Origin of the sequence: Streptomyces sp. 8N616, from assembly GCF_052246385.1 — a bacterium.
Lineage (GTDB): Bacteria > Actinomycetota > Actinomycetes > Streptomycetales > Streptomycetaceae > Streptomyces.
Genome location: NZ_JBQQBY010000006.1, coordinates 136,754 through 155,483 on the forward strand (window position 1 = coordinate 136,754; position 18,730 = coordinate 155,483).

Annotated in this window: 13 protein-coding genes; all 13 read right to left on the reverse strand. The window is 72.4% G+C overall.

From position 1 onward, the window contains the following. Positions 1–11: 11 nt before the first annotated feature. Positions 12–2,756: a tetratricopeptide repeat protein gene (locus tag ACTWQC_RS07555; RefSeq protein WP_443314769.1), complete on the reverse strand. Its 2,745-nt coding sequence runs from the start codon at positions 2,754–2,756 to the stop codon at positions 12–14. Further along, complete coding sequence (locus tag ACTWQC_RS07560; protein WP_443314770.1) at positions 2,753–4,135, reverse strand: hypothetical protein; 1,383 nt, start codon at positions 4,133–4,135, stop codon at positions 2,753–2,755. Before ACTWQC_RS07560 ends, ACTWQC_RS07555 begins: the two co-directional genes overlap by 4 nt. Before the next feature lie 67 nt (positions 4,136–4,202). Continuing rightward, positions 4,203–5,141, reverse strand: a complete 939-nt coding sequence (locus ACTWQC_RS07565) for a glutamate ABC transporter substrate-binding protein (RefSeq protein WP_443314771.1) — start codon at positions 5,139–5,141, stop codon at positions 4,203–4,205. 155 nt (positions 5,142–5,296) lie between these two features. Continuing rightward, on the reverse strand, positions 5,297–6,772 hold the full coding sequence (locus ACTWQC_RS07570; RefSeq protein WP_443314772.1) for a hypothetical protein: 1,476 nt from the start codon (positions 6,770–6,772) through the stop codon (positions 5,297–5,299). A gap of 621 nt (positions 6,773–7,393) precedes the next feature. Next, entirely contained in the window at positions 7,394–8,605 is a 1,212-nt protein-coding gene (locus ACTWQC_RS07575; RefSeq protein WP_443314773.1) for an acyltransferase family protein, read from the reverse strand. A 195-nt stretch (positions 8,606–8,800) separates the two neighbouring features. After that, positions 8,801–9,790, reverse strand: coding sequence for an N-acetylglucosamine kinase (locus tag ACTWQC_RS07580; RefSeq protein ID WP_443314774.1), 990 nt, complete (start codon positions 9,788–9,790; stop codon positions 8,801–8,803). Then, positions 9,781–11,046, reverse strand: a complete 1,266-nt coding sequence (locus ACTWQC_RS07585) for a 6-phospho-beta-glucosidase (RefSeq protein ID WP_443314775.1) — start codon at positions 11,044–11,046, stop codon at positions 9,781–9,783. The genes ACTWQC_RS07580 and ACTWQC_RS07585 overlap by 10 nt, the downstream gene beginning before the upstream one ends. A 9-nt stretch (positions 11,047–11,055) precedes the next feature. Then, the gene (locus tag ACTWQC_RS07590) at positions 11,056–11,952 is read right to left on the reverse strand and encodes a carbohydrate ABC transporter permease (protein ID WP_443314776.1); all 897 of its coding nucleotides are present in this window, start codon (positions 11,950–11,952) and stop codon (positions 11,056–11,058) included. A 2-nt stretch (positions 11,953–11,954) separates the two neighbouring features. Next, positions 11,955–12,923 (reverse strand): carbohydrate ABC transporter permease, encoded by a 969-nt coding sequence (locus tag ACTWQC_RS07595; RefSeq protein ID WP_443314777.1) that lies wholly within the window; start codon positions 12,921–12,923, stop codon positions 11,955–11,957. A 7-nt stretch (positions 12,924–12,930) separates the two neighbouring features. Continuing rightward, entirely contained in the window at positions 12,931–14,268 is a 1,338-nt protein-coding gene (locus ACTWQC_RS07600) for an ABC transporter substrate-binding protein (protein ID WP_443314778.1), read from the reverse strand. Between the two features lie 64 nt (positions 14,269–14,332). Continuing rightward, positions 14,333–15,631: an ROK family transcriptional regulator gene (locus ACTWQC_RS07605; RefSeq protein WP_443314779.1), complete on the reverse strand. Its 1,299-nt coding sequence runs from the start codon at positions 15,629–15,631 to the stop codon at positions 14,333–14,335. A gap of 266 nt (positions 15,632–15,897) precedes the next feature. Next, positions 15,898–16,131, reverse strand: coding sequence for a hypothetical protein (locus ACTWQC_RS07610; protein ID WP_443314780.1), 234 nt, complete (start codon positions 16,129–16,131; stop codon positions 15,898–15,900). A 63-nt stretch (positions 16,132–16,194) separates the two neighbouring features. Continuing rightward, positions 16,195–18,714 carry a 4-alpha-glucanotransferase gene (gene malQ, locus ACTWQC_RS07615; protein ID WP_443314781.1) on the reverse strand — a complete coding sequence of 840 codons (2,520 nt, stop codon included), beginning with the start codon at positions 18,712–18,714 and terminating at the stop codon, positions 16,195–16,197. Between the last annotated feature and the right edge of the window lie 16 nt (positions 18,715–18,730).

Genomic DNA, 18,730 nt, shown 5'->3' on the forward strand with positions numbered 1-18,730 from the left:
TGCGACATCACTCACACCCACGTCCGGGGACGGAAGCGGTTGGCCCGCTCCACCAGTTCGATCCTCTCCTCGCCGCGCTGCGCGAGCCGCGCCAGAACGCGGTACGAGCGCTCCAGGCCGAAGCGCAGGCCCCGCTCGTCCAGGCGGCTGCCGAGCAGCACGGGCTGTCCCTCGGCTCCGACCGCGGTACCGGTACCGGCCGCGGGCCCGGCGACGGACACCGCCCCGGCACCCGTACCGGCCCCGGCAACGGCACCCGTACCGGCCCCGGCAACGGCACCCGTACCGGCCAACGCGCCCGCCGCCGGGGCGCCGTGTCTGCCCGAGACCACCCAGTCCAGCGCGCAGCCCAGCACCTCCGCCGACAGCCGCTCGCGCCGCACCGCGTCCAGGCCGAAGTCCTGGAGCCGCTCGACCTGTCCGGCCGCGGCCGTGAGGTCGTCGAGCAGCGGGTCGTGGGCGGCGCGCTGCCGCAGCCGGGCGCGTACGGCCGCGATGCGGGCCGCCGTGTAGTGGATCGACGCCTCCGGTACGGACTCCAGGGCCTGCACCGCGCCCGTACGGTCGCCTGCCGCGAGCCGTACCCGGGCGAGCCCGAAGGCGGCGCTCACATAGCTCGGGTCGGCCGTCCAGACGAGGCGGTAGTACTCGGCGGCGTTGTCCAGCTGGCCCAGCACCTCGGCGCAGATCCCGAGTGCGAGCTTCGGGGCGGGCTCACCGGGGAACGCGTCGTAGACGGCGTCGAACGAGAGCGCCGCTGTCTCGTGGTCGCCGGTCACGAGCGAGGCGACCCCGCGGTACCAGACGACGCGCCAGTCGTCCGGGTGGTACGCCTCCAGCTGCACCAACGACTCGGCGGCCGCGGCCAGTTCGCCGGTCTCGAGGCGGGCGCGCAGCCCGCGCAGCCGCAGCTCCACGGAGTCGGCGGGCGCGCTGCGCAGGGCGGCCAGCAGCTCCCCGGGCGCGGAGGCCATCAGACCGGCCAGGAATCCGGCGTTCGGGTCGCGGGCGTCGACGCGCGGCACGGGCAGCGCGAGCGCGGTCCCGCGCAGATCGAGCGGGGCGAGGCCGGGGCGACTGCCACCGCCACCGGCCGCGTGCGCGTAACCGCCCGCGTGCGCGTAACCGCTCGCCTGCGCGTAACCGCCCGTGTGCCCGTACCCGCCCGCCTGCGCCCAACCGGCCGCAGGGGAGTGCGACTGCGGTGCGGGCAGGCCAGGGTTCTGGACCTGGCCCGCGTCCTCGTCGGCGAACAACTCCGTGTCCATCACGCGGAGTTCCGCCCCGAAGAGCGTGGACAGCGCGGGCCGCGGCCGCCCCGTCTGGAGCGCGACGACCTCCCGCAGCACGCCGGTCAGCTGCTCCGCCATCTCCTCCGCCGAGGCGAACCGCCGCCCCGGATCGGGATCCGTCGCCCGCACCAGGAAGCGGTAGAACGACTCGTAGCGGCGGAAGACCTCGATGTTGTCGGGGTCGGGCAGGCTGTCCGCGTAGACGTTGGTGTAGCCCTGGAAGTCGAAGGTCAGGACGGCCAGGGTGCGCGCCACGGTGTAGAGGTCGGAGGCGACGGACGGGCCGATGTCCGCGACCTCCGGCGCCTGGTACCCGACGGTGCCGTAGATCGCGCTCTCGTCGTCGTCCATCCTGCGGACCGCGCCCATGTCGATGAGCTTGAGCTGGTCCTGCTGCTGGATGGCGTTGTCCACCTTGAAGTCGCAGTACAGCAGATTCCTGCTGTGCAGGTGGCCGAGCGCCTCGAGCGCCTCCAGGCCGTACGCGCACGCCTGCTCCACCGGGAGCGGATCGCGCCTGCCGTCCGGCGCCCGCCGCTCGTTGGCGATGTCCTTGAGCGACTTGCCGCCGACGTACTCCATCACGATGTAGCCGTCGAGGCTGCCCGTGCGCTGGTCGAGGTGCTCGACGAAGTTGTAGATCCGCACGATGTTGGAGTGCTCGATCTCGGCGAGGAAGCGCCGCTCGGAGACGGCCGCGGCGAGCGCGTCCTCGTCGCCGGTGTCCAGCAGGCCCTTCAGTACGACCCACCGGTCGGACACCGCCCTGTCCACGGCGAGATAGATCCAGCCGAGGCCGCCGTGCGCGAGGCAGCCCGCCACCTCGTACTGCCCGTGCACGATGTCGCCGGGGCGCAGCTTCGGCACGAACGAGTACGGGTGCCCGCACTTGGTGCAGAAGCCCTCCGTGCGGCCGGGCCGCCCGCCGCGCGCCCGGCCGACCGGCGCTCCGCAGTCGCCGCGGCTGCAGAATCGCTTCCGCTCCGGGACCTCGGGGTGGTCCAGGACCGCCGTCCTGGGGTCGGGGCGTGGCACTTCCGGCACCGAGACCAGGCCCGCCCCCAGCCTGTTGCGCCCCGACGCCGAGCCTGCGGAGCCGGAGCTGCGCACCGACACGGACCGGGACCCGGCCCGGCCCGACAGCCGCCCCGACACCGAGCGGCGGGATGACGAGGAGCGGGACAACCGTGAACTGCCGGATGACGAAGCGCCCGACGAGGGGTCGGAGCTCGACGGGCCGGAGTTCGACGGGCCGGAGTTCGACGGGCCGGACTTGGACCGGCCGGACGAGCTGCCGCGCGGCCCGCCCGCGCCCGTGACGCCGGTGGGCGAGGAGCCCACCATCCCGTCGGCGGACACGACAGGCGCGAGACCGCACGTATCGCAGTACAGCTCCCCGCCGCCGACGTCCTCGTACGAACCGGGGCACCCCGGCCGCTGGCACGTGCCCGTGCTCGTCGTCATGAGCCCCCCTCATCCTCCGCGCGCCGGTCCTCCGCACCGGGCGCTCCCGCCTGCCGCGGCACCAGGACCTCAGCCGCCGCCTGCTGGAAGCGCAGCACCGCCGCCTCGGCGGCGCGCAGATCGCACGGCGCGCTCCACAGCATCCGGCGCGCCAGGTCGTACCGCTCCATCAGCAGCGGGTCCTCCGCCATGCCGTGGCGGGCGACCTTCGCCTTGTACGCGTCGAGCCTGCCGCGCAGTTCGGCCCGTACCGCCAGCGGCGCGGTCACCGCGGTCAGCGATTCACGGGCCCGTATCAACTCGTCCTCGGCACGCTCCTCCAGGCTGTCGAGCAGCGGTGAGAGCCGGTGCCACTGGGCGCGCCTGCGGTAGTCCGCCGCGGTCGCCAGCTGCTCGTGCAGCGCGGTCGGCGGGCCGCTCACCGCGGGCACCTCGGAGGCGGCGATCTTCGCCAGCACCTCGCCGCGGGCCTGGCGCGCCTCGGTGAGCGTACGGTCGGCCCTGGACAGCAGGTCCCGCAGGTGCAGCAGCCGCTGCTCCGCGTCCTGCCGGACGGCGAGCACCGCCTCGATCTCGCGCCGTACGTCCTCCAGGGCGCGGGCCTCCCGGTCGTAGCGGGAGGTGTCGGGGCGGCCGCCGCCGGGCGCCGAACTGCCCGACGCCGACGGGCTCCAGAAGGCCAGCGGGTCGGAGACCACCTCGGCGCGCAGCGCCGTGAGCCCGGCGGTGATCCGCTCCAGGTCGTCGCCCGCCGGGTGCTCACCCGGGCGTACGCCGACGGAGTGCGCCAGTGAGCGGGTGCGCTGCAGCTCGGCGGAGAGCAGGTCTATCCGGGCGGGCAGCGCGGACCAGATGGCGTCCGCGGCCACGACCACGTCCAGGGCCTGTGCGTACCAGGCGTTCATCCGCTCGACCAGCTCCTCCAGGCTCAACTGCTCGCTGAGCCTGGCCGGTCCTGTGAGGGTGGGGGGCAGCTCGGAGGCGGCGGGGCCCACGGGCGCGGCGGTGGCGCTGCCGGGGATCGTGACGCTGGGGCCGCGCAGCAGCTCGGTCAGCTCGACGAGCTCCTCGCGGCCCGGCCAGCGCCGCTTGGCGCGCAGCCCGCGCGCCTCCCGCAGGGCTTCGGTGTACACGTCGAAGTGGGTCCACAGGAGGGAGATGACCTGCTCGGTGGATGCCCAGCGGCGCTTGGTGGTGCCGGTGAGATCGGCCCCCTCGAGAAGTCTGCGCCCCGCGTGGTCCTGGAGCGCGAGCAGCGAGGTCTCGATCGCCTCGTGCTCGGCGCCGAGCCTGGCCAGCGCACGGTCCACCTCCTCCCGGTCCATGACCGGACCGTGGGGTTTCCCCGCGGAGCTGGGGACGGGTCCCGGGACCCCCATCGATCACCTCTCCTGTTCTGTCCGGTTCCTGTTCCGGGCTGGTCTGCTTCCGGGCTGGTCTGCGGGGTCAGTCGGTGCGGTACTTCGGTGCCGGTGGTCCTGCGATGCCCTTGAGGTCGGCCGCGAGCCAGCGCTTGTACGCCTTCATCCATGCCCCGCTCTCGCGATAGTCCTCCAGGACTTTGTTCACCCGGCGTACCAGGTCCTCATCCTCCAGGTTCATCGCCACGCCGTAGGGCTCTTCCGTGAACGGCTCACCCACCAGTGTCACGGACGGGTCCTGCGCCGCCTGCCCGGCCGCGAGCGCGTTGTCCGTGATCACCGCGTCGACCTCGCCGAGCTGCAGCCGTACCAGGCAGTCGAGTTGGTTGGGCACGGTCGTGACCTTCGCGCCGCGCGAGCGCTTCTTCAGCTCCGCCTCGCCGGTCGAACCGGCCGCCGTGCAGACCCGCTTGCCGCGCAGTGTGTCGTTGAACGCCGTGACGGACGAGCCCTTGGGGACGAGGACCTGCTGCCCGGCCTGGAAGTAGGCGGTGGAGAAGGCGACCTGCTCGATGCGGTCGCAGTTGATGGTCATCGTCCGGGCGATGATGTCCACCTTGCGCTGTTGCAGGGCCGGGATGCGCTGGTCGGTGGGGATGGCGCGGTAGACGACCTTGGCGTCGGCGCCCAGGATGTCCTCGGCGATGGCCGTGACGAGGTCGATGTCGAAGCCCTCGAGCTTGCCGGTCGCCGGGTTCCGGTAGCCCCAGCGGTAGCTGTTCTGGTCGACTCCGGCGATCAGATAGCCGCGCTTCTTGATTCTGTCGACGGCGGGGCCGTCGGCGCCCGAGGGGCGCAGGCCGGCCTCCGGGTCCTCGCACTTCTCGTCCTTCTCGTCGGTGGAGGGCTGCGCCCGGGCCGCGCCCGGCCGGTACGGGTGACCGGCGGGCAGTTTCACGGTCAGCTCCGCCTTGTGCTGTGCCAGCGGCAGCAGGGTGGCGGCCAGTGCGCATGCCAGGGCCATCCCTGCGACGCCTCCCCAGCCCCGCAGTCTGCCCAGCGCCGCCCTTGCGGGTCCCGCAGGTCCCGCAGGTCCCGCAGGTCCCGCCGGTCGCGTCGGCCCCGCCGGTCGCGCCGGTTCTGTGGGCCCTGCCGGTCCGTGTCGCACGACGCCTCCGCTCACCGGTACTCCGACAGCCTGCGGCCTATGCCCAGCACGCCGCCCACCGCCCCCATCAGGGCCAGGACCGCGGCACCTGCCGGAAGCCCGGCGAGTGCGCCCCGCCCGTCGTCCGCGGCGCGCCTGAACTCCCGCTGCTCGTGCGCCAGCGCCGTCTCCAGGCTCGCGTCGACCTCGTCGAACTGCTTGCCCGTGGTCTCGCCGCCGCTGCCGATGACCTTCTTCAGCGCCTCCTCGTACTCCCCGTTCTCATCGGTCGCGCGGGCCTCCCGGTGGAGCTTCCGCCAGTCCCGCACAGCGTCAACGCCGGTGCGGACCGGCTGAGTTCCCTCGCGGTCGTCGGCGAGGAGGGCGGCGTTCCCGAGGACGGTCCCGCGGCCGGCGCCGCTGTCGTCCCCGGCCAGTTCGTCCATGGCGGAGCGGTAGCCCGTCTCGTAGAAGTCCTCGCCGTCGTCGTTGAGGACAGCGCCGCGTGCGACCAGCGTGAGGCTCTCGTCGCCGCGCGCCTGAAGCGAGGCGATCCGCGCCTCGTTGAGTACCCGCAGCGACCTCGCCCCGTCCTCGTACGAGGCGTTGAGACCCGACCAGGCCACGGCGTGCGCGGTCGCCAGCCAGAGCAGCACCACCGCAGAAGCGGCGGTGGCCCCGAGCAGGCCGGGGTTGAACACCCGGTTCGTACGGCGGTAGTCGCGGCGCTGCGCCCAGACCAGGGCGCCGAGCGCGAGGCCGCCCGCGCCGAGCGCGAGCCACGGCCAGGACTTGGCGTCGTCGTAGTCGGAGCCGAGCCGCTCGGTCTCGGCGTCGTACAGCGCGCGGGCGGCGGGCAGAAGCCGGCTGCGCATACGGTCGTTGGCGTAGCGCAGATAGGCGCCGCCGAGCGGCAGGCCCTGGAGGCCGTTGGCGCGCGCCTGCTCGATCAGGCCGGTGTAGACGGGCAGCTGCTCGTTGAGCGTGCGCACATGCCGGCCGGCGGACGCCGAGCTTTCGCTGTTGGCCGCGGCCTTCACCAGCAGGGCGGACGCGGTCTCGATGTCCCGCTCGTACCGCTCCCGCACCCCGCGCGGCCACTGGCCGCCCGCCAGGAAGCCGGCCGCGGCGGTGGTGTCGGCGTCCGCGAGTGAGCGGTAGATGCTGGCGGCGTCGGCGCTGAGCCGCTGGCTCCGGCTCACCACGTCGTCCGCCGCGCTCGCCCGGTCCGACACCTGCCAGGCCGTCACCGCGCCGAACGTGACGACCAGCGCGGCCAGTACCGCGCCGATGATCCGCAGCCGTCCGGGCTCGGTCGTCGCCCCGGCCCGGAGCCGGTCGACACTCTCGGCCCACGCGGTCCTCCGCGCGGGGGCGTGCGCGGACGCGGATGCGGACGCCGAAGCGGACGTTGCTGTGGGGGCGGAGGCCGGAGCGGGCGCCGACGGCGGGGCGGGCGCCGGGGCCGGCGGCTGTGGCGGCGCGGTGCCCGCCGACGGGTGTGACACGGGACCTCCCCCTCGGTCGCTGACGATGGCCCGTCGCCCGGTGCGGCGGAGGACAGCTGCTTCAGCTACGTGGCTATACAGCCACATGGCCAGAAGTATGGCCGCGGGGGCGGGCATCCACACCGGGAATGACTCGATCTTGTTCGGATCGGGATCGAGATCCTGCGCGGATCGCGACCGGACGTCCTGAGTTGAGCGGTTCCCGGGCGTGGCCCCCGACGGGCATGACGCGTTCGGTGTCCGTTCGGTTCCACCACGTATCGGAAAGCGGCCTGGCCAGCCGCGTTGGGCCAGGACGCGGGGAACCCGTACAACAGGCCTCGTCCGTGGTCCGGCTGGACCCGGCGTCGGAGAGGCTGAGGTTCGAGGGCATGGCCTGGCCGGAGGGCAGGGTGCCACTGAACAACTGCGCGGTGCCGCAAGCGGCTCCGTAGGGGACCGGGGTCAGGGCCCCGGCCCCTGGCCGCCCGCGTTCACCTACGTAGGCAGAGCGTCGGCACGAGCAGCTGTAAGTCCGGATTGCGCTGTGCACGTACGATCAGCGTGGATGTGGCCTGGGTTCTGCATCCAGTGCGAGGAGCGTCGGGTCGTCCAGAATCATGAGCTGCGGACCCGACGCGCTCAGCGTCCCCGCAGGGCCCCGCGGGCCGCCTGTGCGGCCATCGTGGATCGCATCCATGCGCCCAGCGGGCGTTCGACCGCCCGGTGAATTCCCCAGGCCAGGGCGAGCATCGAGGCAGCCGTCAGCGGCAGGGTCCAGGCCGGGGGGATGCCGAGCAGCTGGTGGAGCAGGTAGATCGACGCCCATCCCAGGTGCTCGTGGATCAGGTAGAAGGGGTACGTCAGCGCCCCGGCGGTCGTCAGCCAGCGCCAGCGGGCCCAGGACAGCCGGCCGGTGGCCACCAGGACGAGGGTGGCGATTCCACAGGTGAGTACGGCCGCGATGATGAGCGGTTCGCGGGGCAGGAAGCCGTTGGAGTCGGCCAGTGCGCGGATGACGAAGGCGTTGCCCAGCGCCCAGTTGACGCCGATGATGCCCCAGAGCGTCAGGTCGCCGCCGTAGCGGTGGATCAGGTACAGCGCGAGTCCCGTGATGAAGTACGGGGCGAAGGTGGGCTGGACGATCTGGCCGAGCAGCGGGTGCGGCGCGGCCTGGGCGATCACGGTGGCGATCGTCCAGCCGCAGCAGAACGTCACCACGCGCCGGTAGCTCGTGCCCTTCCACACCACGAAGAGGGCGAACAGCAGATAGAAGCGGGCTTCGGCCCAAAGCGTCCAGCAGACGCCCAGGATCCTCGGTGAGCCGGCCGGCTGCTGCAGCATCGTCAGGTTGACGACGAAGTCGGTGACGCTCGGCGGGTGATCGACCTGGGGGGCCAGGGCGAAGACGCCGCCGACGAGGATCAGCGCCGCCCAGTAGGCGGGATACAGCCGCACCACCCGGGAGCGGAAGAAGGCTCCGACCGAACGGCCCCAGCAGCTCATGCAGATCACGAAACCGCTGATGGCGAAGAAGATCTCGACCCCGAGGTTGCCGTAGAGGGCCGTCCACGACAGGTGGGGGAAGAGGTCGCGGGGCGACGAACCCCAGGCGGTCTCCACCGCTCCGCCGCGGCCCGCGTAGTGGAAGAGACAGACCATCAACGCTGCCAGCAGGCGCAGCCCGTCGAGTTCGCGCAGGCGGCCTGCGCCGGCCTGGCGGGCGCCCGATGGCTCTGCGCCCGATGGCTCGGCGGCCGGAGGCGATGCGCCCGCTGCGCGCGGGAGTTCCGCAGCCGCGGCCGGAGACGATGTGGAGGGGTTGGACAGGGGCAGCAGTTGTGGTGACTTCACGCGTACTCCGGAGACGGGTGCTCGCGGCAGGGGCGGTCGCCGTCCGGCCCCTGCTTTCCACCAGTCTTCAGCCTCGGCGCGGTCCCCGACATGACCTTGAAGTGGAATGTGCAAAAACAAAGGTCGTCCGGCTGCGGGCCTGATTGCCGGGCGTGTCTCCCCGACACCTGCGGAACGGATGCCCACACACCGGCGTCAGGCGCCCCCGTAGTGCGCCCGCAAGCGCGCATGCGCCTCGCCCGGCGCACCCGTGCCGTCCAGGCCCAGGAGGGCCGCGCCCAGCACCGGTGGAGCGGTGACCACCTGGGGGACCGCCTTCGGGGCGCGGGTGGCGAGCAGCTCCGCGATGCGGTCGTGCAGCAGCGGGTGCCGGGCGGCCAGGACGCTGCCGCCGAGCAGTACGGGCGCCTCCTCGTCGAGCAGGTCGAGCCGGGTCAGGGCGACCGTCGCCAGGGCCACGACCTCCTCCGCCTGCCGGTGCGCGATCGACCGGGCGACCGCGTCGCCCGCCGCCGCCGTCTCGAACAGCACCGGCGTGAGCTCGTGCTTGCGCCGCCCCGGCACCTGCCCCAGGTGGAGCGCCTCGATCAGCGCGTACATGGTGGTGAGCCCGAAGTGCGCGGGCAGCGTCCAGGCGAGTTCCGTCGGCTCTCCGCGGCCGTCCTCCGCCCGGGCCGCGTACCAGAGGGCCTCCTCCGCGAGGCTCGCGCCGCCTCCCCAGTCGCCGGAGATCCGGCCGATGGCGGGGAAGCGGGCGGTACGGCCGTCGGGGAGCATGCCGACGCAGTTGATGCCCGCGCCGCAGACGACGGCCACGCCGCGCGGCTCGTCGACGCCCGCGCGCAGGACCGCGAAGGTGTCGTTGCGCACGTCGGTCGTGACGGCCCAGCCCCGCGCGTGCAGGGCCTCCCTCAACTGCTGTTCCTCCACCGGGAGATCGGCGTTGGCGAGGCAGGCCGAGGTGTACGACGCGAATCGGCCGCCGCCGATGGCGATGCCCGCCTCCGCCGTCGCCCGGCGAACCGTTTCCGCCAGCGCGTCCACCGCCGCCTCGACCCCCACCGACGGCGGGCTGAAGCCGCCGCCGCGCGCGGTGCCGAGAACGCGGCCGTCGGCGCCGACCAGTGCCACGTCGGTCTTGCTGTTGCCCGCGTCGATCGCGAGCACGGAAGCGGTCAGGCCCACGCGAGGTGCTCCCGGTTGTGCGCGACGAGTCGGTCGGTGAGCGCGTCCGCGAGACTGTACTGGCCGATCAGGGGGTGGGCGAGGAGCGCCTTGAAGACCCGGTCGCGCCCGCCGCGCAGGGCCGCCTCGAGCGCCAGGTCCTCGTACGCCGTCACGCATCCGATCAACCCGGCGTAGAGCGGGTCGAGTTCGGGCACCGGGAGCGGCTCGGGGCCTTCGGACGTGATACGCGCCTGGACCTCGATCACCGCGTCGTCGGCGAGGAACGGCAGCGTGCCGTTGTTGTACGCGTTGACGACCTGCACCGCGCTCCCCCTGTTCCCCAGCAGCGAAGCCGCCAGGTCCACCGCCGCCTCCGAGTAGAACGCCCCGCCGCGCCTGGCCAGCAGTGCCGGCTTCTCGTCGAGCGCCGGGTCCCCGTACAGCTTCAGGAGCTGCCGCTCCATCTCCGCCACCTCCGCCGCCCGCGACGGCCTGGTCCGCAGCTCCTCCACCACCTCGTCGTGCGCGTAGAAGTAGCGCAGGTAGTACGAGGGGACGACGCCGAGCCGGTCGAGTACGGCGCGCGGCAGGCGCAGGTCGTCGGCGATCGCGTCGCCGTGCTCGGCGAGCAGCTTCGGCAGCAGGTCCTCGGCCTCCGGGCCGCCGAGCCGTACGCCCCGCTCCCAGGTGAGGTGGTTGAGCCCGACGTGGTCGAGGTGCACGTCCTCGGGGCGTACGTCGAGCAGCTTCGCGAACCGCCGCTGGAAGCCGATCGCGACATTGCACAGCCCGACGGCCCGGTGCCCCGCCTGAAGCAGGGCGCGGGTCACGATGCCGACCGGGTTGGTGAAGTCGATGAGCCAGGCGTCCGGGTTCGTACGGCGCACCCGCTCGGCGATGTCCAGGACGACCGGGACGGTGCGCAGCGCCTTGGCGAGGCCGCCCGCGCCAGTCGTCTCCTGCCCGACGCAGCCGCACTCGAGCGGCCATGTCTCATCCTGCTCGCGGGCGGCCTGCCCGCCGACGCGCAGTTGGAGGAGTACGGCGTCGGCGCCGTCCACGCCCGCGTCCAGGTCGGAGGTGGTGACGATCCGTCCGCCGTGGCCCTGTCTGGCGAAGATCCGCCGCGCGAGCCCGCCCACCAGCTCGAGACGCTCCTCCGCCGGGTCGACGAGGACCAGCTCGGTGAGGGGGAGCGTGTCCTGCAGCCGTGCGAAACCGTCGATCAACTCCGGCGTATAGGTGGATCCGCCACCCACTACAGCGAGCTTCATAGCGTGAGGTCAGCCCTTCACTCCGGTCAGCGTGACGCCCTCGACGAATGCCTTCTGGGCGAAGAAGAAGACGACGATGACGGGCGCCATGACCAGCACGGTCGCGGCCATCGTCAGGTTCCAGTCGGTGTGGTGCGCCCCCTTGAAGGACTCGAGGCCATAACTGAGCGTCCAGGCGGCCTTGTTCTCCGATGCGTAGATCTGGGGACCGAAGTAGTCGTTCCAGGCGTAGAAGAACTGGAACAGCGCCACGGCCGCGATGCCCGGCTTCGCCATCGGCAGTACGACCCTGAGCAGCGTGCGGAACTCACCGCAGCCGTCGACCCGGGCCGAGTCCAGGTATTCGTTCGGGATGGTCAGCAGGAACTGGCGCAGCAGGAAGATGGAGAACGCATCCCCGAACGCCATCGGAATGATCAGCGGCCACAGCGTCCCGGAGAGCCCGAGCTGCTTCGCCCAGAACAGGTACATCGGGATGATGACGACCTGCGGCGGCAGCATCATCATCGAGATGACCAGCATCAGGGACAGATTGCGGCCGCGGAAGCGGAACTTGGCGAGTGCGTACGCGACGGGGATCGACGAGAGCACGGTCAGCACGGTGCCGAGCCCGGCGTACAGCAGGGTGTTGCGCCACCAGGTCAGGAAGCCCGGCGTGTTCCACACCTGCGCGTAGTTGTCCCACTCCCAGGTGTGCGGCCACAGATCGCGGGTGAGCGCCTGCTGGTCGCTCATGACCGAGGTCAGGAAGACGAAGACGAACGGCAGCACGAAGAAGAGCGCGGTGGCGACCCCGAGCGCGTGCACCGCGATCCAGTGGAGCAGGACCTTGCGGCGCGCGGTGCGGGCGGCCGGGGTGTCCGATGGGGTGGCCGGCGTCGTGGGGGCGGTGAGGACTTGGGCCATGGTCAGTCACCTGCCTGGACGAGGCCGCCGCGGCGGCGCATCAGCAGCGCGGTGAAGGCCATGGCGAGAGCGAACAGCACCAGCGCGATCACACAGGCGGAGCCGTAGTCGAAGCGCTGGAAGCCGAGGTTGTAGACGAGCTGGGGGAGGGTGAGCGTGGACTTGCCGGGGTAGCCCGGCTCGAACTGCTGGCCGGAGCCGCCGATGATGCCGGAGGCGACCTTCCCCGCCACCAGCGGCTGCGTGTAGTACTGCATCGTCTGGATCACGCCGGTGACCACGGCGAACATCACGATGGGGGAGATGTTCGGCAGGGTGACGTACCGGAAGCGATGCCAGGCGGACGCGCCGTCCAGCTCGGCCGCCTCGTACTGCTCCCGGGGTACGTCGAGCAGCGCGGCCATGAAGATCACCATCAGGTCGCCGACACCCCAGAGGGCGAGCGCGGTGAGCGCGGGCTTGGACCAGGCGGCGTCGGTGAACCAGCCCGGGGCCGGCAGGCCGAGGTCGGCGAGCATCGAGTTGACCGGTCCCGTACCGGGGTTGAGCAGGAAGACGAAGGCGAGCGTCGCGGCCACCGGCGGGGCGAGGTAGGGCAGGTAGAAGAGGGTTCTGAAGACCCCGGCGCCCGTCTTGATCTTGGTGATCAGCAGCCCGACGCCGAGCCCGAAGACGACCCGGCAGGTGACCATGACGAGCACCAGCCACAGGGTGTTCTGCAGGGCCGGCCAGAACAGCCGGTAGTCGCTGAAGACATAGCTCCAGTTGTCCAGGCCGTTGAATGCGGGCGCCCGGAAGCCGTCGTACTTCATGAAGGAGAAGTAGACGGTGGAGATCAGCGGATAGGCGAAGAAGACGCTGAAGCCGATCAGCCAGGGCGACATGAAGGCCGCAGTACGCAGTGCCGATTTTCTGCGCTTCGCGCCAAGGGCACTGCGCGTGCGTTTCACCCGCAGGGTGTGCGTGGTCATCGGCGTTCTACTTCTGCTTCGCGATGTCCGTGTCGATCTGCTGGGCGGTCCTCTCCAGACCGGCCTTGAGATCCTTCTGCTTTCCGCTCTCGTAGGCGTAGCCGAAGTCCTGGAGCGTGACCTGGTACGCGCCGCCGTCGGCCTGCGCCGGGGTGGTGTTCGACTCCGGGTGCTGAGCGATCTCGATGAAGGTCCGGAACTCCGGCTCGATCTTCAGCTTCGGTGACTTCAGCGCCTCGAGCGTGGAAGGCACGTTGTGGATCGCGTTGGAGAACTCCACGACGGCGTCGGTGTCCGTGGTCATATATTCGACCAGCTCCCAGGCCGCGTTCTGCTTCTTGCTGGTGGCGGCGATGCCCATGATCGTGCCGGACAGATAGCCCTTGCCGTAGTCGGCGGCCTGGTCGTCCGGGACGGGCAGCGGCGCGGTACCGATCTCGAACGTCGCGCCCGCGTCCTTGGCCATGCCGAGCCGCCACTCGCCGTCGAGCTGCATGGCGACCTGGCCGGTGTGGAAGGGGTGCTTGGCGCCCCACTCGTCACCGAAGGTGTTGAAGTACTTCGTCAGCTTCTCGAAGCCGCCGAGCTTGCCGATGAGGCCCTTCTGGAAGGTGAACATCTTCGCGAAGGCGGGGTCCTTGGCGATGCTGGACTTGCCGTCCTCGTCGAAGTACTCCGGGCCCCACTGGGCGACGTAATGGCCGGGAGTGGTCTCGTATCCGTGGAAGATCGGCATGAAGCCGAGCTGCTCGTACGAGTCGCCTTTCGCTCTGGTCAGCTTGACCGCGGCCTTCTCGAACTCGGACCAGGTCTTCGGCGGGGCTTTGATACCGGCCTTTTCGAAGGCGTCCTTGTTGTAGTAGAGGCCGTACGCGTCGTTGAGGAGCGGCAGCGTGCACTGGTTCCCGTCGAACCGCGTGTACTGCCGCAGCGCCTCCGGGAAGACCTTCGCCGGGTCGATACCCGACTTCTCCAGGAACGGCTTCAGGTCGACGAAGGCGCCGGAGGTGCAGAACCTTCCGACGCTGTCCGTGGTGAAGGAGGAGACGACGTCAGGGGCGTTGGCGCCGCCGGCCCGCAGCGCCTGGTTGATCTTGTCGTCCGTGATGTTCGAGGTGACCTTGACCTTGATGTTCGGGTGGGCCTTCTCGAAGCGGGCGACGTTCTCCTGAATGGCCTTCACCTCGCTGGGGGCGCTCCAGCCGTGCCAGAAGTTGATGGTCGTCTCGGCCTTGGGGTCGTCGCTCGCGGCGGTGCCGCTCTGGCCCGTACAGGCCGTGGCGAGGAGGGACAGGGCGGCGGTCGCCGCGAGGGCCGCTGCGGTGGCCGTACGTGTTCCGGACATGACGGTGTCTCCCAGGGGATCGTGGGACGAGAGGGAGGTGCTGGGGGTGGAACGGTGGGCGGGGTCAGCGGGAGGTGTCGAACACCTCGTCGCGAGTGGAGGCGAGGGCGCTCTGCAACGCGCCGCAGAGGACGGGGTGTTCCTGCACGTCGCCGAGGACGAGGTGCGGGCGGGGCACGGCGAGTTCGGCCAGTTCGGCCTGGACCAGCTCGCGCAGGGGCTCTCCGCCGGCGGCGATCACCCCGCCGGAGAGGACGATGAGTTCGGGGTCGAGCACGGCGACCAGCGAGGCGAGTCCGGTCGCGAGTCCGGTCGCGAAGCGCTGCAGCAACTCGCGCTCCCGGCCGGGGTCTTGGGGCCACTGCCCGGCCACTTCGGCGGCCTCGGCGGGTGCGGTGACTTCTGCGGTCGTCGCCGCTTTCGCAGCCTCCGCCGCCCGCGAAAGGAGTTCTGCCGCGACCTCCTTGTGCGGTCCCTCCGGCACGTCGAGGCCCAGCTCGCGGGCGATCACCCGTACGGCCTGGGCGCCCGCCAGCTCCTGGAATCCGCCGCTGTTGGCCTTGGCGACCTGCCGTACGAGCGGGGTGCCGGGCACCGGCAGGAAGCCGACCTCGCCCGCGCCGCCGGTCCAGCCCCGGTGCAGCCGTCCGCCGATGACGATCGCGGCGCCGAGCCCCTCCTCGTTCCAGAACAGCACGAAGTCGTCGTGGCCCCGGGCGGCGCCGAGCCGCTGCTCGGCGACCGCGGCCAGATTCACGTCGTTGTCGTACTCCAGCGGCATCGGCAGGGCGGCGGCGAGGTCGTCGAGGAGCGTGGCGGAGTGCCAGCCGGGCAGGTGGCTGGCGTAGCGCAGCCGGCCGGTGCTGGGGTCGAAGGCGCCTGGGGTGCCGATGACGATCCGGTGCAGGTCGGCCCGGGTCAGCCCGGCCACCTTGACCGCGCCGTCCAGGGCCTCGACCACCTGGCGTACGGCCCCCCGGGCGTGGCGGCCCGGAGTGATCAGCTCGTACGAGCCGACGGTGCGGCCGGTGATGTCGGCGACCGCGGTGAGGATGCGGTCGGGGGTGACGTCGAGCGCGGCGACGTGCGCGGCGGCCGGATTCACGGCGTACAGCTGGGCGTTCGGCCCCGGGCGGCCCTCGCTCGTGCCGGTGGCGACCACGAGCCCGGCCGACTCCAGCCGGGCCAGCAGCTGCGAGGCGGTCGGTTTGGAGAGTCCGGTGAGCTTGCCGATACGGGAGCGGGAGAGGGGGCCGTGCTCCAGCAGCAGATCGAGGGCGGCGCGGTCGTTCATCGCCCGCAGCACCCGTGGCGTACCCGGCGTCGTGCCTCCCGGCGTTGTGCTCCCCGGTGTCACGGCCATGCGCATACCCCCAGCTGGTGCTGCACTGTTAGGAAAGTTTCCTATTGCTGGGAGGAAAGGTAGGCCGCGGTGAGAGGGGGCGTCAATGGTCCCCGCGGAGACGGCTGAAGCGTTACCCGCGGGAAACGGCGTGAAAGGGCGGGGAGCGCGGCAGGGAAGCGGCGGGCAGCGCGACGAGGGCGCCGCCCTCGCCTCGTACTCGTATGGGTACGTACGGCGGGGCGGCGCCCTCGTCGGTCAGGTGATGTGGGAGCCGCGCGGTGGGTTCAGCTCTGCTGGTTGCCGGACTTCTCGCCCAGGACCACCAGCCAGGCGATCACCGCGAAGAGCAGGAGCGGCAGCCCGACGAAGAGGCCCAGCGTCTGGACGACGCTCAGGCCGGGACCCGGGTCGTCACCGTCGTCGCGGGTGACCGCGAGCGCGGGGGACGACATCAGCAGCATCATCAGCGTCGAACCGGTGGCGACGGCTCCGGTGCGCAGGGCGTTCTTCTTGTCCACAGCCTCACCGTAGCGGGCGCCCTGGCGGCCCGCGCGCCCGGGGTGCCCTCTCTGGCCGCTCCGTTACGGCTGCTCCGTCGCCGGGCACGGCGGTGGGAGGCGTTCGGCGAGTTCCGACATCAGGGCGCGCAGGCGCGGGGAGGCCGCGAGCTGCTCCAGCGTGACGGGCTGCCCATCCGCGTCGGCGATGGGCAGCCGCCAGTTCGGGTACTGGTCCCAGGTCCCCGGCAGGTTCTGCGGCCGCCGGTCCCCGACGGTGTCGGGCAGCCAGACGCCGACCATCCGGGCCGGTGTGTCGGCGAGGAAGCGGTAGACCGCCTTGATGGAGCCTTCCTCGTCCTCGACGCCCTCGGGCAGCAGGCCGAGCCGCCCGAGGAGCGCCAGCCACTCGGCGACCTCGACGGCGTCCTCGGCCTGCTCCTGCGCGAGCGGGCGGGTGAGCAGGCCGAGCCGGTGGCGCAGCTCGACGTGCTCGCCGGTGAGCCGGGCGGCGGTGCTCGGCAGATCGTGCGTGGTGGCGGTGGCCAGACACCCGGCCCGCCACGCCTCGGGCCCCAACGGCCGCGCCCGGCCGCCACGCTCCGCGCCCCGGCCGCCCGCACCGCCCGCTGGGCTGCCGCCCGCGGCAGCGTCCTCGGCGGCGGGCGGGTCGGCGTCCTCGGCGGTGGGCGGGTTGGCGGTCCCCGCGGCGAGCGGGTCGGCGGTCCCCGCGGCGGGCGGGTCGTTTGGTCCATCGGCGGGTGGGTCGTCCGGCAGCGCCGCCGACTCGTAGTCGCGCTCGAACCACAGCACCGACGTGCCCAGCACCCCCCGCCCCGCCAGGGCGTCCCGCACGCCCGGTTCGACCGTGCCGAGGTCCTCTCCGATGACGACCGCGCCCGCGCGGTGCGCCTCCAGGGCGAGCACGCCCAGCATCGCCTCCGCGTCGTAGCGGACATACGTCCCCTGGGTCGGCTCGCGGCCCTCCGGGACCCACCACAGCCGGAACAGGCCCATCACATGGTCGATGCGCAGCGCGCCCGCATGCCGCAGCAGGCCCCGCAGCAGGTCGCGGTACGGCGCGTAGCCCGCGGCCGCCAGGGCGTCGGGGCGCCACGGCGGCAGGCCCCAGTCCTGGCCGCGGGAGTTGAAGGCGTCCGGGGGCGCGCCCACGGACATGCCCGCGGCGAAGGCGTCCCGCTGCGCCCAGGCGTCGGCGCCGCCCGGGTGCACGCCGACCGCCAGGTCGTGGACGAGCCCAGTGCCCATCCCCGCGTCACGGGCGGCCCGTTGCGCGGCGGCCAGCTGGCCGTCGGTCAGCCAGGCGAGCCAGCAGTGGAAGTCGACGCGGTCGAGGAGCTCGCGGCGCGCCCGCTCCGTACGGGCCGAGCGCGGGTCGCGCAGGCCGCTCGGCCAGGCGTGCCAGTCGGAGCCGTGGACCTCGGCGAGGGCGCACCACGTGGCGTGGTCGTCCAGGGCCCGGCCCTGTTTGGCGAGGAAGTCGCAGTACGCGGCGCGGCGGCCGGGGCTCAGCGGGACCGTGCGCACCAGCTCCAGGGCCTCCCGCTTGAGCCGCCACACCGCGTCCCGGTCGATCAGCGCCCCCTTGCGGAGGACGCCGTCGCGCAACTCGGTGGCCTGCTCCGCGAGTTCTGCGGCCCGCGCCCGGGCCGGGCCGGTCAGGTGCGCGTACTCGGGCACGTCCTCGACGCGCAGATGGACCGGGTCGGGAAAGCGCCGGGAGGACGGGCGGTACGGGGACGGGTCGGTCGGCTCTGTCCCGTTCCCCGGCACGGCCGCGTGCAGCGGGTTGAGCTGGACGAATCCCGCGCCCAGCGATCTGCAGGACCAGGCCGCGAGATCCGCCAGGTCGCCGAGGTCGCCCATGCCCCAGGAACGGGCCGACAGGAGGGAGTAGAGCTGGACCAGGAAGCCGTAGCTGCGCCCCGGAGGCTCGGGCATCCGGTCGGGCGCGACGATGAGGGTGGCGCGGGCGGAGCGGCCGTCGGGGGCCAGGGCGCGCAACGTGTGGGTGCCGAGCGGGAGTTGACCCGCGGCGCTGGAGGCCGAGGAGGCCGAGGAGGCCGAGGGAGCCGTGGGGGCGGAGGCGGCCCAGGCGGATGCGGTGCGCCCCGGGGCGGGGTTGCCGCGGAAGAACGCGGAGCCGTCCCAGGGGAGGCTGTCGCCGCTCTCGGTGTCGACGTGCAGCAGGGTGCCCTCGGGGAGGGCCGGTACGGGTGCGTATCGCAGGACGCCCTGCACGCGGGCGACGTCGCGCGGGTGCGCCCTGCCCGCGCTGCCGCGGGCCGGCGGCGCGGCTGGTACGGCGCTATGGGGGGCCGGTGGGACGGCGGCGCCGTGCGCGGGTGCGGCGGCCGGAGCGGGCGGTCTCCGCAGGACCACGGTGTCGGGCAGCAGGCGGTTCGCTTCCCAGTGCGCGTGCTCGTCGAGTGCCGCGCGTACCGCGCGCGGTGTGGACGCGTCGACGCCCAGCGCGGCGAGCACGGCGACGACGGTGTCTTCGGGCACTTCGACCGTACGGCCGGGGGCGGGCTCGTACGAAGTGGCAACTCCGTGCAGGGTGGCGAGCCGCGCTCGGCCCATCTAGACCTCCATGGAC

Bases quoted from the DNA above. Each gene is read 5' to 3' on its own strand.
- ACTWQC_RS07565 (WP_443314771.1), bottom strand. From the start codon at position 5,141: ATGGCCCTGGCATGCGCACTGGCCGCCACCCTGCTGCCGCTGGCACAG.
- ACTWQC_RS07600 (WP_443314778.1), bottom strand. From the start codon at position 14,268: ATGTCCGGAACACGTACGGCCACCGCAGCGGCCCTCGCGGCGACCGCC.
- malQ (WP_443314781.1), bottom strand. From the start codon at position 18,714: ATGGGCCGAGCGCGGCTCGCCACCCTGCACGGAGTTGCCACTTCGTAC.
- ACTWQC_RS07590 (WP_443314776.1), bottom strand. From the start codon at position 11,952: ATGGCCCAAGTCCTCACCGCCCCCACGACGCCGGCCACCCCATCGGAC.
- ACTWQC_RS07585 (WP_443314775.1), bottom strand. From the start codon at position 11,046: ATGAAGCTCGCTGTAGTGGGTGGCGGATCCACCTATACGCCGGAGTTG.
- ACTWQC_RS07555 (WP_443314769.1), bottom strand. From the start codon at position 2,756: ATGACGACGAGCACGGGCACGTGCCAGCGGCCGGGGTGCCCCGGTTCG.
- ACTWQC_RS07595 (WP_443314777.1), bottom strand. From the start codon at position 12,923: ATGACCACGCACACCCTGCGGGTGAAACGCACGCGCAGTGCCCTTGGC.
- ACTWQC_RS07560 (WP_443314770.1), bottom strand. From the start codon at position 4,135: ATGGGGGTCCCGGGACCCGTCCCCAGCTCCGCGGGGAAACCCCACGGT.
- ACTWQC_RS07605 (WP_443314779.1), bottom strand. From the start codon at position 15,631: ATGGCCGTGACACCGGGGAGCACAACGCCGGGAGGCACGACGCCGGGT.